Origin of the sequence: Streptomyces sp. AHU1 (genome assembly GCF_045343905.1) — a bacterium.
GTDB lineage: Bacteria > Actinomycetota > Actinomycetes > Streptomycetales > Streptomycetaceae > Streptomyces > Streptomyces triticiradicis.
Genome location: NZ_CP174283.1, coordinates 5,890,678 through 5,907,732, shown reverse-complemented (window position 1 = coordinate 5,907,732; position 17,055 = coordinate 5,890,678). Strand labels below are relative to the sequence as shown.

The following is a 17,055-nucleotide window of genomic DNA, read 5'->3' as shown; positions in this document are numbered from 1 at the left end:
GGCGTTATCCCTTCACGGCGCCCGCGGTCAGACCCGCGGCCATCTTGCGCTGGACGAGGAGGAACAGGACGACGATCGGCACGGCCATCATGGTGGCTCCGGCCATCATCGGGGCGTACTCGGTGCCGTGCTTGGTGGTGAAGTTGCCGAGCCAGACGGTGGCCGTCTGGTTCTGCTGGCTCAGCAGCATGAGGGCGTAGAGGTATTCGTTCCAGGCCTGGATGAAGGCGTAGACGGACGTCGCGACCATGCCGGGGGCCAGCAGCGGGAAGACCACGCGGATGAAGGCGCCGGTGCGGCTGCATCCGTCGACCATGGCCGCCTCCTCCAGCTCCTTCGGGATGTTGACGATGAAGCCGCGCAGCGTCCACACCGTGAAGGGGAGGATGAAGGTCAGGTACGTGAGGATCAGACCGGAAAGCTTGTCGTACTGGTGCAGGTCGTTCAGCAGCAGGAAGACCGGGATGATCATGGCGACCAGCGGGACCATCTGGACCGCGAGGATGCCGACGATCACGATCTTGCGGCCGCGGAAGGCGAAGCGGGAGATGGCCAGCGCGGCCAGCATCCCGACCACGATGCCGATCACGACCACCGAGAGGGAGACGATCAGGCTGCGGCCCACCGGGCCCCAGAAGTCGGCGATGTCCAGCGCGCGGCGGAAGTTGTCGAGCGTGAACCCGGTGGGGAGCAGGCTCGGGTCGGGGTCGATGGCGTCCTTGGCGGGCTTGATCGCCGTGTTGAGCATCCAGTAGACGGGGAAGCCCGCGGTGAGGAAGACGAACAGGCCGAGCAGGTTCCAGCCGAGCTTGGACTTGCGGGGACCGGAGGACTTCCGCCCCGTGGCGGACGTACGCCCGGACGTGGCGACGGCACTCATTCGACCTCTCCGATCTGCAGCATCTGACGCATGTACACGGCGACCACGCCGAGGAGCAGCAGCACGGTCAGCACGGCGATCGCCGACCCCTGCGCGTAGTCGTTGACGACGAAGGCGCGGTCGTACGAGTACGTGGTGAGGAGCTGGAACTCCGCCTCCGGGTGACCGCCCCGCATGACGAAGACCTGCGGGAAGACGCCCATGTCCCAGATGACGGAGAGGGTCGTCAGCATGACGATGATGGGCTTGAGGATCGGCAGGGTGACGTGCCGGAAGACGCCCCAGGAACCCGCGCCGTCGAGCCGTGCGGCCTCCTCCAGCTCGGCGGGGACCTGGGTGAGTCCGGCGCTGAGCGTGATGACCACGAAGGGCACCGCGCCCCAGACGACCAGGAGCATAATCACGCTCAGGCCCTGGGCCCCGCTGGCGAACCAGTTGTGGCCGATCATGTCGACGCCGGGAAGCTTGCTGAGCAGCGCGTTGAAGACGCCGTAGTCGGAGTCGAAGAGCCACTTGAAGACGGTGGTGGCCACGATGATGGGCATGCCCCAGCTGGCCACCAGCACGATGTTGATGAGTGTCTTCATCCAGCCGGAGACCCGCTGGAGGAGCAGCGCGATCAGCATGCCGACGACCATCGTGAAGACGACGGCCCCGCCGGCGAACAGGACGGTCCTGAGGACCACCTGCCAGAACTCGCCGTCCGAGAGCACGCCCTGGAAGTTGTCGAAGCCGACCGACTCGGCCGGCTGGAAGCCCCAGAGCTGGGACTGCCCGAACTTCTGGAAGGAGAGCGTGACCAGGCGCACCATGGGGTAGCCGAGGACCAGCACGAGGATCAGCAGGCACGGGGCGAGCAGGACCCAGGGGGCCGCCGCCGTACCCGAGGTCCGCTTCTTCTTCGCGCGTGGCGCCCCGGCGACGGCCGGTGGCGGTGCCTGCCGCGGCGGCGGCACCTTGGCGGGGGTGGTCGTGTCTGCGGCACTCATCGCGCGCTCCTCAGCGGTCCCTCAGGTCGTACGAAAGCGAAGGCCCGTACGGCCGGGCGTCCGGGGCGAGCCCCTGGCCGGGCCGTACGGGAGGCAGGGCCCCGTCCCTCCGTGGCGGAGGACCGACGGGGCCCTGCTCTCAGGTCACTTGGTGTTGATGACCTTGTCGATCGCGGCGTCCGCTTCCTTCGCGGCGTCCGCGACGGACTTCTTGCCGGTGCCGATGTTCTGCAGCATGGTCTGCAGGGTCTGGGCCTTCTCGACCTGGCCCCAGCCCGGCGCCATCGGGACGAACCAGCTGGACTCGGCCGCGGTGGCCGGGACGGCCGTCTTCGGGTCGCTCTGCAGCTTGACCAGGTCCATCTTGTTGTTCGGCAGGTTACCCTTGGCCATCAGGCCCTGCTGGCCCTTGGCGCCGGTGAACGCGTTGATCCACTCGGCGGCGACGGCCTGCGCCTTCGACTTCACCGGGACGGCGAGGTCGGAGCCGCCCAGGAAGACCGGGATGTTCTTGCCGGACGGGCCGGGCATCACGAAGTTCTCGAGGTTGCCCTTGAGCTTGCCGGTCTTGTCGCTCTTCGGGTCCTCGGCGGTCGCGCCCTCCCAGGCGGCACCGAAGATCATGCCGGACTTGCCCTGGCCGTAGACGATGTAGCGGTCGGACTCGTCCTTGGTCTTGTCGCCGTGCATGTACTTGTCGACGATGTTCTTGAACTCGGTGAGGCCCTTGATCGACTCGGGCGAGGAGAGGTTGGCCTTCCAGGTGCCGCCCTCCTCCTTCGCGATGGAGCCGCCGGCGTCGTAGACGAAGGACATGGCCGCGTACCAGTCACGGGTGGGCTGGTACCAGGCGCTGAACTTGTCGCCCTGCTTCTTCTGGATCTTGTCCAGGTCGGAGAGGAGCTCCTTGTACGTCTTCGGCGTGCTCTTCACGCCGGCCGAGGCGGCGACGTCCTTGCGCCAGTTGCCGACGCGGCCACCGGCGTAGTACGGCACGCCGTAGGTCTTGCCGTCGTAGGTCACGGACTCCTTGAGGCCGTCCAGCCAGGCGGTGGAGTTCTCGAACTTCGACGCGTCGAGGGGGGCGAAGGCGCCCTTGACCATGTAGCCGAGCATCTCGGAGTTGCCCATCTCGACCACGTCCGGCGCCTTGTCGGTGGCGAGGACCGCGTCGAGCTTGGCGTTCTTGTCCGGCCAGCCGTAGTACTCGTGCTTGATCTTGATGCCGGAGTGCTTCGCCTCGATCGCGGCGTCGGCCTGCTTGACCAGGTCGGGCCAGTTGTTCTGCGCGTCGACCGTGAGCCAGACCGTCAGCTCCTTGGCGTCCGCGCCCTTGTCCGACCCCCCGGACTTGTCGTCGTTCCCGCACGCCGCGACGGAGAACATCATGCCCGCGATACCGATCGCGGCTATCAGCTTGCGCTTCACGCCACCCTCCTCAGGGATGCCACAAACCCCCTGCTCCCCCGCGGTGACATACGCCGTGTACCGCCCGTGGGGCCGGGACTGGACCAATGGTGTAGACCAGTACCCGGAGCTTGGCCTAGACCTAAGGGGGTGTCAAGGGTGTGTAAGCCCGTCCAGACGGCCGTTATGGGACCTACATATGCAAGGACCTTTAAGTAGCCAAGCGGTACAAATGACGGTCCTGTTCGCGACCTGCGGGGAAGCCGCCCCCGGGCCGTCCGCGCCGGCTCCCGCGCCACCGTCCGCGCATGATGGACTAGACCAACGGGTACGTCGACGGTATATAGAGGGGATCACGGAGCGTGCGGGGAACACACGCACAAAAAGCCGTGCCACGATGTGAGCCGTGGCCGACGACATGGCGGTCGCTTCGGCATCCGGAGCCGGGAAGGCAGAGCATGAGCACCGACGTCAGCAGTGCGGAGAACGAGGGTGGGGCGCCCATCCGTACCGCGCGCGTGCCCAAGTACTACCGTCTCAAGAAGCACCTGCTCGACATGACGGAGACGCTGCCGCCCGGCACGCCGGTACCGCCGGAGCGGACCCTCGCCGCCGAGTTCGACACCTCACGCACCACGGTGCGCCAGGCCCTCCAGGAACTGGTCGTCGAGGGCCGGCTCGAACGCATCCAGGGCAAGGGCACCTTCGTCGCCAAGCCGAAGGTCTCCCAGGCACTCCAACTGACCTCGTACACCGAGGACATGCGCGCCCAGGGCCTCGAACCCACCTCGCAGCTGCTGGACATCGGCTACATCACGGCCGACGACGCCCTCGCCGGACTGCTCGACATCTCGGCCGGCGGCCGGGTGCTGCGCATCGAGCGGCTGCGCCTCGCGAGCGGCGAGCCGATGGCCATCGAGACGACCCACCTGTCCGCCAAGCGCTTCCCCGCCCTGCGCAGGTCGCTGGTCAAGTACACCTCCCTCTACACCGCGCTCGCCGAGGTGTACGACGTCCACCTCGCCGAGGCCGAGGAGACCATCGAGACCTCGCTGGCGACTCCGCGCGAGGCCGGGCTGCTCGGCACCGACGTGGGCCTGCCCATGCTGATGCTCTCCCGTCACTCGCTCGACCGGCAGGGCGAGCCGGTGGAGTGGGTGCGGTCGGTGTACCGGGGCGACCGCTACAAGTTCGTCGCCCGCCTCAAGCGCCCGCAGGACTGACCCGTACGGAGCAACGCGCGGGCACGGGACACGCCTTGCCCTGCCCGCGCGCCCGACGACACCCGCGGGCTGCGGTGTTCCCTAAAGCCGCACCGTCCCCTAGATTGCCTGCGCGTTACTCAGGTGATCGATGAGGGGACGGAGTCGCCCGATGTCAGACCTGCCCGAAGTGAAACCACCCGTGGTGACACCGGTACGTGTGGTGATCGCCCTCTGTCTGCTCGCGCCCTTCGTGGCGATGCTGTGGGTCGGCTCCTACACGAAGACCGACCCGGCGTTCATCGGTGTCCCGTTCTTCTACTGGTACCAACTGCTGTGGGTACCCCTCTCCACCCTGCTGACGGTGATCGCCCACCAGTTGTGGCGGCGTGACCAGCGGGCCCGCACCTCCGCGAAGGAGGGTGTGGAAGCATGAAAGACGGTGTGAACGGCGTCGCTCTGGGCGTCTTCATCTTCTTCTTCCTGGCCGTCACGGTCATGGGCTTCCTGGCCGCGCGCTGGCGCAGGGCCGCCGACGAGCACACGCTCGACGAATGGGGCCTGGGCGGACGGTCGTTCGGCACCTGGGTGACCTGGTTCCTGCTCGGCGGCGACCTCTACACGGCGTACACCTTCGTCGCCGTACCCGCGGCGATCTACGCGGCGGGCGCGGCCGGCTTCTTCGCCGTGCCGTACACGATCCTGGTCTACCCGCTGATCTTCACCTTCCTGCCCCGCCTGTGGTCGGTCTCCCACCGGCACGGCTATGTGACGACCTCGGACTTCGTGCGCGGCCGCTTCGGCTCCAAGGGCCTGTCCCTCGCCGTGGCCGTCACCGGCATCCTCGCCACCATGCCGTACATCGCGCTCCAACTCGTCGGCATCCAGGCCGTGCTGGACGTGATGGGCGTGGGCGGCGGCGACTCCTCCAACTGGTTCGTCAAGGACCTGCCGCTCCTCATCGCCTTCGGCGTGCTGGCCGCGTACACCTACTCCTCGGGCCTGCGGGCCCCCGCTCTGATCGCGTTCGTGAAGGACACCCTGATCTACATCGTGATCGCGGTGGCCGTCATCTACATCCCGATCAAACTGGGCGGCTTCGACGAGATCTTCAAGGCGGCGAGCGCCAAGTACACGGCCGCGGGCGCCGGCGGGCTCGTCCCCGCCGAGGCGGGCCAGTGGACGTACGCCACCCTCGCGCTCGGTTCGGCGCTGGCGCTGTTCATGTACCCGCACTCGGTCACCGCGACGCTGTCCAGCCGCAGCCGGGAGGTGATCCGCCGCAACACCACGATCCTGCCGCTGTACTCGCTGATGCTGGGCCTGCTCGCCCTGCTCGGGTTCATGGCGATCGCGGCCGGGGTGAAGGTCACCAACGGCCAGCTCGCGATCCCCCAGCTCTTCGAGAACATGTTCCCCGACTGGTTCGCGGGCGTCGCCTTCGCCGCCATCGGCATCGGCGCGCTCGTCCCGGCGGCCATCATGTCGATCGCGGCCGCGAACCTCTTCACCCGCAACATCTACAAGGACTTCATCAACCCGGCCGCCACCCCGCGGCAGGAGACCAGGGTCTCCAAGCTGGTCTCGCTCCTGGTGAAGGTGGGCGCGCTGGTCTTCGTCCTGACCATGGACAAGACCGTCGCGATCAACTTCCAGCTGCTGGGCGGCATCTGGATCCTGCAGACCTTCCCCTCGCTGGTCGGCGGCCTGTTCACCCGCTGGTTCCACCGCTGGGCGCTGCTGGGCGGCTGGGCGGTCGGCATGCTCTACGGCACGATCGCCGCCTACGGGGTGGCCTCGCCGACCCAGAAGCACTTCGGCGGCAGCTCGAAGGAGATCCCCGGCATCGGGGAGATCGGCTACATCGGCCTGACGGCGTTCGTCCTGAACGTGGCCGTGGCCGTCGTCCTCACCTTCGCCCTCAGGGCGTTCAAGGCCCCGGAGGGCGTGGACGAGACCTCTCCCGGGGACTACACGGCCGACGCGGGCGACCCGGGAGTCCAGACGGAACTCCCGCCGGCCACGGCGGAGGCGAGCCACTAGGGGGCACGCCACCAGGGCCCACGGGCCGACGGGACGGGTCCCCGCGACAGCCGTGAACGACGGGCCGCCGGTGAAAAACCGGCGGCCCGTCGGCGCCCCGGCCGGACACACCGGAAAGCCGGGTATCCGGAGCCCGACGACATCCGTTTGCTCACCTACGAGTTGACGCTCCGGCACACTCCGTAGCGCTCTCGGACGCCCAACGGACACAACATGTGGGGGCAGTCCCGGAGCCCGGCACAAGATGTATGCTCATGGTCGCTGTCGCCGCAGGGGAATCCGGTGCGAATCCGGAACTGTCCCGCAACGGTGTACTTGTGCGTGTTCGCGTCTGCGTGTGCCCGTACTCGCGTCAGTCCGAGGACCTGCCGACAGCGCGCCCCGGCCGTCCGGCCCGGGTGCCGACGACGTCCGGGCCTCGCGGAATGGGCCGGTGGACGCGGTGTGTGCTGCCCGAAAGCGCTCCCGTGTGCCCCGCGCCCGCCGCGAAGCCCCGTGCCGAGCGAGGGAGAGCCCCAGTGACCATCGCGCCAGCCGATCCGGCTTCAGTGACCGCGCAGCAGGCCCCGGTGGAGACCGACGGTCCCGGAACCGCGCTGCTGCGGACCCTGACGGATCTGACCGCCGACCTCCCCGACGCCGACCCCGGCCGGGTCGCCGCCGCGGCGCTGCGCGGCCGGTCCGCCCGCGCCGACGAGGCCGAGCTGCGCGAACTGGCCACCGAGGCGGCCGCGGGTCTCATCTCCGAGGACCCCGCCTACTCCCGGCTGGCCGCCCGTCTGCTCGCGATCACGATCGCCGCCGAGGCCGCCTCCCAGGGCGTCACCACCTTCTCCGAGTCGGTCGCCGTCGGCCACCGCGAGGGCCTGATCGCCGACCGCACGGCCGCGTTCGTGCGGCTGCACACGGCCCGCCTCGACGCGCTGATCGACGCCGAGGGCGACGACCGCTTCGGCTACTTCGGGCTGCGCACGCTGCACAGCCGCTATCTGCTCCGGCACCCGATCACCCGCAAGGTCGTCGAGACGCCCCAGCACTTCATGCTCCGGGTGGCCTCCGGTCTCGCGGAGGACGACACCGTCCGCTCCGTGGACGAGGTCGCCGCGCTCTACCGGCTCATGAGCCGCCTCGACTACCTCCCCTCCTCCCCCACCCTCTTCAACTCCGGTACGCGGCACCCCCAGATGTCGTCCTGCTACCTCCTCGACTCCCCGCTGGACGAGCTGGACTCCATCTACGACCGCTACCACCAGGTGGCGCGGCTGTCGAAGCACGCGGGCGGCATCGGGCTGTCGTACTCCCGCATCCGCTCGCGCGGTTCGCTGATCCGCGGCACCAACGGGCACTCCAACGGCATCGTCCCGTTCCTGAAGACGCTCGACGCCTCGGTCGCCGCGGTGAACCAGGGCGGTCGGCGCAAGGGCGCGGCCGCGGTCTACCTGGAGACCTGGCACTCCGACATCGAGGAGTTCCTGGAGCTGCGCGACAACACCGGTGAGGACGCCCGGCGTACGCACAACCTGAACCTCGCGCACTGGATCCCGGACGAGTTCATGCGCCGCGTGAACGCGGACGGCGTCTGGTCGCTGTTCTCCCCCGCCGACGTGCCGGAACTGGTCGACCTGTGGGGCGACGAGTTCGACGCCGCCTACCGCAAGGCCGAGGAGGCGGGCCTGGCCAGGAAGACCATCCCGGCCCGCGACCTCTACGGCCGCATGATGCGCACCCTCGCGCAGACCGGCAACGGCTGGATGACCTTCAAGGACGCCGCCAACCGCACCGCCAACCAGACGGCGGAGCCGGGCCACACCGTCCACTCCTCGAACCTGTGCACCGAGATCCTGGAGGTCACGGACGACGGGGAGACGGCGGTCTGCAACCTGGGCTCGGTCAACCTCGGCGCGTTCGTGACCGGCGGGGACATCGACTGGGAGCGGCTGGACCAGACCGTGCGCACCGCGGTGACCTTCCTCGACCGCGTGGTGGACATCAACTTCTACCCGACCGAGCAGGCGGGCCGCTCCAACGCCAAGTGGCGTCCGGTCGGCCTCGGCGCGATGGGTCTGCAGGACGTCTTCTTCAAGCTGCGGATGCCGTTCGACTCGCCCGAGGCGCGCGCCCTGTCCACCCGGATCGCCGAGCGGATCATGCTCGCCTCCTACGAGGCCTCCGCGGACCTCGCCGAGCGCAACGGACCGCTCCCGGCCTGGGAGAAGACCCGTACCGCCCGCGGTGTGCTGCACCCGGACCACTTCGACGTCGAGCTGAACTGGCCGGAGCGCTGGGCGGCCCTGCGGGAGCGGATCGCCGAGGTCGGCATGCGCAACTCGCTGCTGCTCGCGATCGCGCCGACCGCCACCATCGCGTCCATCGCGGGCGTGTACGAGTGCATCGAGCCGCAGGTGTCGAACCTGTTCAAGCGCGAGACGCTCTCCGGCGAGTTCCTCCAGGTCAACTCGTACCTGGTGGCCGAGCTGAAGGAGCTCGGCGTGTGGGACGCGCAGACCCGTGAGGCGCTGCGCGAGTCCAACGGCTCGGTCCAGGGCTTCACCTGGGTCCCGCAGGAGGTCCGCGACCTGTACCGCACGGCGTGGGAGATCCCGCAGCGCGGTCTGATCGACATGGCCGCCGCCCGCACCCCGTTCCTCGACCAGGCCCAGTCGCTGAACCTGTTCCTGGAGACACCGACCATCGGCAAGCTCTCCTCGATGTACGCGTACGCCTGGAAGGCGGGCCTGAAGACGACGTACTACCTGCGGTCCCGCCCGGCGACGCGCATCGCCCGCGCGGCCCAGGCGCAGGCGCGGCCCGAGACCACCGTCCCCGTCCAGCAGGCGGCCGACCCCGACGCCGTCGCCTGCTCCCTGGAAAACCCCGAGTCCTGCGAGGCGTGCCAGTAATGAGCGACACCAACACCGAGAAGAACCTCCTGGACCCGGGCTTCGAACTCACCCTGCGTCCCATGCGCTACCCGGACTTCTACGAGCGCTACCGGGACGCGATCAAGAACACCTGGACCGTCGAGGAGGTCGACCTCCACTCGGACGTCGCCGACCTCGCGAAGCTGACGCCGGGTGAGCAGCACATGATCGGCCGGCTGGTCGCGTTCTTCGCGACGGGCGACTCGATCGTGGCGAACAACCTGGTGCTGACGCTGTACAAGCACATCAACTCCCCCGAGGCGCGGCTGTACCTGAGCCGTCAGCTCTTCGAGGAGGCCGTGCACGTCCAGTTCTATCTGACGCTGCTCGACACCTATCTGCCCGACCCGGACGACCGGGCGGCGGCCTTCGCGGCCGTCGAGAACATCCCCTCCATCCGCGAGAAGGCGCAGTTCTGCTTCAAGTGGATGGACTCGGTGGAGAAGCTGGACCGGCTGGAGAGCAAGGCGGACCGCCGCCGCTTCCTGCTGAACCTGATCTGCTTCGCCGCGTGCATCGAGGGACTCTTCTTCTACGGGGCCTTCGCGTACGTCTACTGGTTCCGCAGCCGGGGTCTGCTGCACGGTCTGGCGACCGGCACCAACTGGGTGTTCCGCGACGAGACGATGCACATGAGCTTCGCCTTCGAGGTCGTCGACACCGTCCGCAAGGAGGAGCCGGACCTCTTCGACGACCTGCTCCAGGAGCAGGTGACCGCCATGCTGCGCGAGGCCGTCGAGGCGGAGCTGCAGTTCGGGCGCGACCTGTGCGGTGAGGGTCTGCCGGGCATGAACACCGACTCGATGCGGCAGTACCTGGAGTGCGTCGCGGACCAGCGCCTGCAGCGGCTGGGCTTCGCGCCGGTGTACGGCTCCGAGAACCCGTTCTCCTTCATGGAGTTGCAGGGCGTCCAGGAGCTGACGAACTTCTTCGAGCGCCGGCCGTCCGCCTACCAGGTCGCGGTGGAGGGCACCGTCGACTTCGACGAGGACTTCTGACCGGCGCGGTCGTCCTGACCGTTCGTCGCCGCCGAGAGCCGGGCCGCCCCTGCGGCCCGGCTCTCGGCACGTACCGCCCCGTGCCTCCGGTCGCCGTGCCGGTCCCCGGCCGGGACGGATCCTGATCCACCGGTGACACGTCCAACCTCCGAGGAGGTCACCCCATGCGTCGAACGACCCACACCCGGACCATCGCCCTCGCCGCCCTGGCCCTGCTGCTGGCGGGCTGCGGCACACAGGGCGGGAGCGACGCGGGCACCGGCGGCACCGCGCCGCCGCCCCCGACCCGCACCGTCCCGTCCCCGTCCCCGCCCCACGGCACCGCGTCGCCGTCCCCGTCCCCGACCCCGTCCCGCCCGGACTGCGCGACGGCCGGGGCGGAGCTCGGCGCCGCCGACACGGGCCGTACGTACTGTCTGGCTCCCGGCGAGACGATCCGGGTCCTGCTGGACGGCAGCAGCATCCGGCCCTGGAAGCCCGTGAAGAGCGACGGGAACGCGCTGGAGGCCACCAACAGCGGGATCGTCCTCCAGCCGGGTGACGCGTCCGCCGCCTACCGGGCGGTCTCGGAGGGAGCCGTCGAGCTGACCTCGTCCCGCCCGCTGTGCCCGAGCGATCCGGCCCGGATCTCCTGCAAGGGCCTCCAGGAGTGGAAGGTCACCGTGATCGTGCGGAAGGCGTGAGACGACGGCCGCGGCGCACGTCCGGGAGCCCGGGGGCGGCCCGGACGTGCGCGATCGCCCTACCTCGGCCGGGCCCTCAGCCGTAGTTCGTGGGGGCGCAGGGTGATGCCGACGCGGGTCGCGTCGCTGGACCCGGGCACCTGCTCGAAGCGCCACCGGGACGCCAGGGTCGCGGTGATCAGGGAGAGCAGCGCCATCGAGAAGTGGTCGCTCGGGCACTTGCGGTTGCCCACGCTGAAGGGGCGCATCGCGTACTTCGGGATGTCTTTGGAGCGTTCCGGAAGCCAGCGGTCGGGATCGAAATCCAGGTGTTCCCGGTACGACCGGGGGTCGCGCTGGATCGCGTACGGGCTGTAGACGATGTCGGCTCCGGCCGGAATGCGATAGCCGCCCAGCTCGGTTTCGGCCACCGCGCGCCGCGTCAATATCCATACGGCGGGGCGTAAACGCATCGCCTCGACGACGACATTGTTCGTGTGCGACAGCTTCCGGACGTCGTCGAATCCGACGGGCCGGTCCCCCGCGACGGATCGTGCCTCTGCGGCCACTTTGTCCGCGTGTTCCGGATGTTCCGTCAATACTTGAAGCAACCACATGATCGTGGAGGCGATGGTTTCGCTGCCGGGGGTGAGTATCGCGACGACTTGGTCGTGGATCTCCTGTTCGCCTATGGGGTCGCCGTCGTCGTTCTTCGCCTCCAGCAATGCCGTCAGCAAATCGTTCGGCTTTTGACCAGATGCCCGCCGCTCGTCGATGATCTCGTCGACGAGCGCGTGCAGATCGGCCAATGCGCGGTCGAATGCGCGTATCGAGGGGAGCGGGAGCCGGTAGAGCGGTCCGGCGGGGACGACCATACGGCGGTACATGCCGCGGAACACGGTGGTGAGCGCGAGGCTCAGCCGCTCGGCGCGTTCGTCCATGAACCGTCCGCGCAGCAGACAGCGGGCGGCGACACGGACCGCGACGCGGAACGACTCGGAGGTGCAGTCGACCGTCGCGCCGTCCTCCCAGCGCTCCGCGAACGCCTTCGACTCCTCCTCCATGACCGGGCCGTACTCGGGGATGGTGTCGGCCCGGAACGCGGGCTGGATGGTCCGGCGCTGGCGCCGGTGCAGCGCCCCGTTGGCCGTGGCGACGCCCTGCTTGCCCAGCAGGCCTTCGAGCGACTCCCACAGGGGGCCGCCGATCTCGTAGTCGGGGCTGAGCGCCAGCGCGCCGGTGAGCGCGGGGGTGGTGACGGCGTACACCGTCTTGGGTCCCATCCTGAGCCGGACGACATCACCGTGGTCGCGCAGCCGGGCGAGGAAGCCCAGGGGGTCGCGGGCCAGTTTCCAGCCGTGTCCGAGGACGGGCAGCCCGCCTCCGGCGAGGGGCGGGACCGACAGCTCCCGCACCTCGGGTCGTACCGAATCGACGGTCATTTCTCACCTGCCGCTTCATTGTTGACGTACGGGGGCGTGGAGCGGTCGTCCCAGCTGTCGACCATGTACCGGCCCGACTCGTGGTGGAACCAGTACACGGAGCTGAACCAGTTCCGCATGTTTCCGAGGCACGCCCTGACGGCGATGCTCGTCTCTTTTCCCCGGACCGTGCCGTCGGCGAGCGATTCGGCGAGCCGTAAGACGTCCTTCTCGGCGACGAGGAATTGCTCCACGCATTCCTCGACCCGCCGCCTCACTTCGATGACGGATTCTTCGAGCGTCAGCCCCTCGTGATGAATGAGGCTGATTCCGAGATTGTGCACCTCGTCGCCCGCTATTTCTTTGGGGAGAGAGCAGAGGTCGTTGTACCAGGCGGCGAATTCCTGACTGAGCAGCGCCGCCCGCGTGAATGCGGGATGGAGTCTCACGCCGACGGGGAGTTCATGGCCCGCGCTCGGCTCCAGAAGGTCGGTCCAGATCCAGTGCGCGAAAGTGAGCCGACGGAGTTCCAGGTATTCCGCGACCGTGGGAACGGTGCCGGAGATCCGGTTCCGGAACTCCCGATCGTACGCCTCGATCACTGCGTGGAAGTGGAACGCGAACCGTTTGTTCCAGTTCTCGCCGAGGAACGAGTACAACCGCACCATGCTGTCCGCCAACCCCGCGACCAGGGGATCCTGGTGGTGCAGGTGGTCCCTGGGTGCGTCGAGGGCCGCGTGGAGCCGGAACCTGAGCTTCCGCCAGGCGCCCGCCCGGCCGTGGACGGCGTCGCGGTCATGACGGTCGTCCCAGACGAAGAACCACGCGCTGTAGTCCGCTATCGCCTGCATGACCTCGTCGGGGGCGTCCGCGTAGTAGCCCGCCATGAGATCCGTGTAGCGCAACCCGTCGGCATGCTCCTCGACCTTGTCCGCGGGCATCAGCCGTTTTTCGAGGAGCCAGGTCCTGGTGTTCTCCTGGAGTCTCGGCCAATACGGGTGCAGTTGACGGGGAAACCCGGACTCGACCACCGGGAGAGAGAGCGCCGGCGGCACCGCGAGCGCTGTCGACGAAGAGCCGTATGAGAAAGCACGCACGAACAAACCCCTCTCAGCCGCCTGTTGACGTCACGCCCCTGCGCCTGTCCCGGGCGCGCGTCGTTGCGTATCCCCGCACTTCCCATTCAGCACCACAACTGACCGTTCTGGGAATGGATTTGGCCCACCCACTGCACGACCATGCCGAGAATATCCCCTTGTATGACTGAATATGGATCGCCGAAGGAGTACAAAGGATCGAACATACGACGTACATGCGAACGGTGCCTGGTCAGGAGGATCACCTGTCCAGGCACCGTTTCGAGTGGACCCACGAGACGCCGTGCGTCACGCCGGTCAATTTATGTCACAGCCGCGCGGGGCGCGCGGCGAGGCGACGGCTCAGCCGTTCGTCACGACGGGGTAGCGCGGCTCGTTCTCGGCCATCTGCTTCAGCGCGTCCTTGCGGTCGCGCTTGGAGAGCCGGTCGATGTACAGGTAGCCGTACAGGTGGTCCGTCTCGTGCTGGAGGCAGCGCGCGAAGTAGCCCGTGCCGCGCACCCGGATCGGGTTGCCCTTCTCGTCCTGCCCGGTGACCTCGGCGTAGTCGGGGCGGGCGAGCGGCGCGTAGGCGGTCGGCACGGACAGGCAGCCCTCGTTGCTCTCGTCGAGCTGACGGCGCTCGGCGGGCAGGTCGACCAGCTTCGGGTTGCAGACCACGCCGACGTGCCGGACGCCCTGGTCGTCCTGGCAGTCGTAGACGAAGACCTTCAGGTCGACACCGATCTGATTGGCCGCCAGGCCCACGCCCTCGGCGGTGCGCTGGCTCGCGAACATGTCGTCGACCAGCCGGCCCAGCTCGTCCCCGAACTCGGTGACGTCCTTGCACTCCTTGTGCAGCACCGGGTTCCCGACCACCGTGATCGGGCGCGAGGTGCCGCGCTCGCGGTAGGCGCTCTCGCGCTCCTCGGCGTCCTCGGTGTCGATGACGAAGCCGTCGTCGTCCACGGGGAGCACGCCCACGTGCTGCTGATCGGTGTCCTGCTGCGCCATGACGACGTACGCCTTCCTCAGACCTTGGAATTTCCTGCGACTACAGCCTAAAGGTGCGCTCAGCAGACCTCTTCCAGATCCCGCCAGTCACGGGAGTCCGGGCTGTCGGCGACCCAGCCGTCGAGAAGACCGCGCACCAGCGAGGCGGGCGCCGCGAGCCCGCACTCCCGCTCGGGCACCCACAGCAGCCCGTCGGTGCGATGGCCGAGCGGACCCGGGTGCCCCGGCTCGCTGTGGTCGTGCGGGTCGAGGTGTTCCTCGTCGCCCTCGTCGGACGGCATCCGGGACTCGGAGCACATCCGGCACAGCAGCCGTACGGACGACGACCAGTCCTCCGCGGCGAAGCCGGCGTCGGCGGCGAGCTGTTCCAGCGCGTCCCGGTCGTCCTCGGTGGCCGCCTCGAGCAGGACGACCCAGGTGGGCACCGGCGAGGGCGCCCACAGCTCGATCTCGTCGAAGACCGGGTAGGCGTGCCCGGCGGCCGTGGTCCGCTCACCGTGCGGAACGCCGTCGTGCAGCACGACCTCGCCCCAGCGGCGGCCGGAGGACGGCAGCGGGATCGACAGCACCTCGAGGCGGGCCGGGTCCAGCCGGCGCCCCCACACCACCTCGGCCTCGCCCTCCGGCGACAGCCGGACCGCCGCGCTGCCGAGGTCCATGCCCACCGGCTCGCCGGAGACGGCGGCGCCGCCGGGCACCCGCAGCCCGTACGCCTGCCAGGCACGCCGCGCCAGCGGCCAGTCCTGCAGGGCGGTGGCCGCGATCCCCACGTTCCACCAGTCGGGTGCGCCGGTCTCCCGGTCGAGCAGGGCGACGGCCCGCAGACCGGCCGCCCGCGCCTGCTCCCAGTCGTGCCGGAACTTGTGCAGCAGGGCCAGGTTGAACCAGGACTCGGACAGCCAGGGCTCCAGGTCCGCGGCACGTGTCAGCAGCGCTCCCGCGTCCTCGTACCGGCCGTCGCCGATCAGCGTGAACGCACGATCGGTGGCCTGCCGCCACGAGGCGGAGGGCCGGTGTCGCCCCTTGCCGAAGATCCTCACGATTCCCGCCTGCCAGTTCCTCGCGTTTCCCGCCTGCCGGTCCCTCGAAGAGTCCCTGGGAGGCAGTGCAGCCCCGGGCCGGCCCGTGCCCCCTGACACCCTCTCCTCGCATCCAACCACGTACCTTCGGACGGCCGCTCATTACCCATGGGTTACCCAGGCCGGGGCAAGGTCAGACCGGCCCGGGACAGGACCCGGGCCAGTGACTCCACGACCTCCGGCTGGTAGTCGCGGGCGGTGCCCAGCCGCAGTTTCTCCAGTGCGGTCAGCGGCCCCGAGGGTCCCGCTTCCCTGGCCATCTCCTCGTACGCGTTCACGGTCCGCACGATGCGCGCGGTGACCGGCTGGTCCCGGTACGGGTCCGCCTGCCGCTCCACCACCACGGCGACCTCGGCCTCCACCCCGGTCTGCCGTACGACGGCGCCGCCGAGCAGCGCGATCCGCCGCTGCTCGGCCGACGGGAGCGCGGCGGTGGCGCCGGCCGGTACGGGGTCGACCAGGCTCAGCTGCCCGATGTCGTGCATCAGCGCCGCGTGCTCCAGGACGGTGAGGTCGGGTTCGGACAGGCCCAGCTCACGGCCCACGGCCCGGCTGAGGGCGGCCACCCGCCGGGCGTGCCCGGCCGGCGTGTACCCGGCGATCTCGGTCGCGCGCGCGAGGGAGGCGATCGTCTGCCGGTAGGTCGCCCGCACGGCCGCGTAGCGCCGGAAGGACAGCTGGGTGAGCAGCAGCGGCAGCGAGAAGACGGGCAGCGCCCACAGTCCGGTCACCGCGACCGCGAGCGCCATCACGGCCCCGGTCGCGCACACCGCCGAACCGATCCCGGGGGTGGCCCGCAGCTCGTCGCGCAGCAGCGGGCCGAACGGCCACCGGGTCCGCGCGTGGGCCGTCGCCGCCGCGAGCACGGCGTCCCACAGCGTGGTGAGGACCAGCAGCGCGACCAGCAGCAGGGCCTGGGCCGGACCGCCCCACTCCAGCAACCTGCCCCGGTCGTAGAGGGGTTGGAAGCACACGGCGGCGAAGGCGACGGTCAGGACGCGGCGGGCGAGGTCGTCGGGCGTCGGCCCGTGGCCCCGCGCCACGTGGGGAACGCAGCCGACCAGAGCCGCCGCCACGACGACGGCGACGACCTGGAGGACGCCGTGGTCGGTGCGGTGCCCGGCGTTCTCGCCGAGCAGCGCGTACGCGAGGGCCCCGGCGGCCCCGAGGGGCGCGGACTCCCGCTCCCCGGTCCCGCTCCACCGGGCGAGCTCGCCGACGGCGATGAGCACGCCGAAGGCCAGTGCCGTACCGCGTTCGTCGAGTCCGTACCAGAGGGTGACGCCGAGGGCGAGGAGCGCGAGGAGGAGGGCGAGGGCGCGCACCGCGGTGAGCAGGGCGGGGGTCCTCCCGGCCGAGGGGA

14 protein-coding genes and 1 riboswitch are annotated in these 17,055 nt (G+C 69.4%); of the genes, 6 read left to right on the top strand and 8 right to left on the bottom strand.

Annotated features, from left to right (window positions below; translation table 11 throughout):
- Positions 1-4 precede the first annotated feature (4 nt).
- From ACICHK_RS26460 to ACICHK_RS26450, 3 genes are all read right to left on the bottom strand, one after another.
- Entirely contained in the window at positions 5-880 is an 876-nt protein-coding gene (locus tag ACICHK_RS26460; protein WP_151472837.1) for a carbohydrate ABC transporter permease, read from the bottom strand.
- On the bottom strand, positions 877-1,869 hold the full coding sequence (locus ACICHK_RS26455; RefSeq protein WP_406838824.1) for a carbohydrate ABC transporter permease: 993 nt from the start codon (positions 1,867-1,869) through the stop codon (positions 877-879). Before ACICHK_RS26455 ends, ACICHK_RS26460 begins: the two co-directional genes overlap by 4 nt.
- A gap of 144 nt (positions 1,870-2,013) precedes the next feature.
- Entirely contained in the window at positions 2,014-3,297 is a 1,284-nt protein-coding gene (locus ACICHK_RS26450) for an extracellular solute-binding protein (RefSeq protein WP_406838823.1), read from the bottom strand.
- A 437-nt stretch (positions 3,298-3,734) separates the two neighbouring features.
- Here ACICHK_RS26450 and ACICHK_RS26445 point away from each other — a divergent pair, with 437 nt between their 5' ends.
- The 6 genes from ACICHK_RS26445 (at position 3,735) to ACICHK_RS26420 (ending at position 11,123) form a co-directional block, all read left to right on the top strand.
- Positions 3,735-4,499: a GntR family transcriptional regulator gene (locus ACICHK_RS26445; protein WP_103554145.1), complete on the top strand. Its 765-nt coding sequence runs from the start codon at positions 3,735-3,737 to the stop codon at positions 4,497-4,499.
- A 151-nt stretch (positions 4,500-4,650) separates the two neighbouring features.
- Positions 4,651-4,914: a DUF3311 domain-containing protein gene (locus ACICHK_RS26440; RefSeq protein WP_406838822.1), complete on the top strand. Its 264-nt coding sequence runs from the start codon at positions 4,651-4,653 to the stop codon at positions 4,912-4,914.
- The gene (gene mctP, locus ACICHK_RS26435; protein WP_406838821.1) at positions 4,911-6,521 is read left to right on the top strand and encodes a monocarboxylate uptake permease MctP; all 1,611 of its coding nucleotides are present in this window, start codon (positions 4,911-4,913) and stop codon (positions 6,519-6,521) included. Before ACICHK_RS26440 ends, mctP begins: the two co-directional genes overlap by 4 nt.
- 238 nt (positions 6,522-6,759) lie before the next feature.
- Positions 6,760-6,909, top strand: a riboswitch (cobalamin riboswitch).
- Between the two features lie 130 nt (positions 6,910-7,039).
- Positions 7,040-9,421, top strand: a complete 2,382-nt coding sequence (locus ACICHK_RS26430; protein ID WP_151472832.1) for a ribonucleoside-diphosphate reductase subunit alpha — start codon at positions 7,040-7,042, stop codon at positions 9,419-9,421.
- Positions 9,421-10,440 (top strand): ribonucleotide-diphosphate reductase subunit beta, encoded by a 1,020-nt coding sequence (locus ACICHK_RS26425; RefSeq protein WP_151472831.1) that lies wholly within the window; start codon positions 9,421-9,423, stop codon positions 10,438-10,440. Before ACICHK_RS26430 ends, ACICHK_RS26425 begins: the two co-directional genes overlap by 1 nt.
- A 164-nt stretch (positions 10,441-10,604) precedes the next feature.
- Positions 10,605-11,123, top strand: a complete 519-nt coding sequence (locus ACICHK_RS26420) for a hypothetical protein (protein WP_406838820.1) — start codon at positions 10,605-10,607, stop codon at positions 11,121-11,123.
- A gap of 59 nt (positions 11,124-11,182) precedes the next feature.
- Here ACICHK_RS26420 and ACICHK_RS26415 read toward each other — a convergent pair whose 3' ends face one another.
- The 5 genes from ACICHK_RS26415 to ACICHK_RS26395 form a co-directional block, all read right to left on the bottom strand.
- Positions 11,183-12,544 carry a cytochrome P450 gene (locus ACICHK_RS26415; RefSeq protein ID WP_406838819.1) on the bottom strand — a complete coding sequence of 454 codons (1,362 nt, stop codon included), beginning with the start codon at positions 12,542-12,544 and terminating at the stop codon, positions 11,183-11,185.
- Complete coding sequence (cyc1, locus tag ACICHK_RS26410; protein ID WP_406841327.1) at positions 12,541-13,620, bottom strand: epi-isozizaene synthase; 1,080 nt, start codon at positions 13,618-13,620, stop codon at positions 12,541-12,543. Before cyc1 ends, ACICHK_RS26415 begins: the two co-directional genes overlap by 4 nt.
- A gap of 342 nt (positions 13,621-13,962) precedes the next feature.
- A complete protein-coding gene (def, locus tag ACICHK_RS26405) occupies positions 13,963-14,613 on the bottom strand; it encodes a peptide deformylase (protein WP_406838818.1) in 651 nt (216 codons plus the stop codon).
- Positions 14,614-14,672: 59 nt separating this feature from the next.
- On the bottom strand, positions 14,673-15,653 hold the full coding sequence (locus tag ACICHK_RS26400) for a hypothetical protein (RefSeq protein WP_151472826.1): 981 nt from the start codon (positions 15,651-15,653) through the stop codon (positions 14,673-14,675).
- 152 nt (positions 15,654-15,805) lie between these two features.
- Positions 15,806-17,029, bottom strand: a complete 1,224-nt coding sequence (locus tag ACICHK_RS26395) for an HD-GYP domain-containing protein (protein WP_404818647.1) — start codon at positions 17,027-17,029, stop codon at positions 15,806-15,808.
- Between the last annotated feature and the right edge of the window lie 26 nt (positions 17,030-17,055).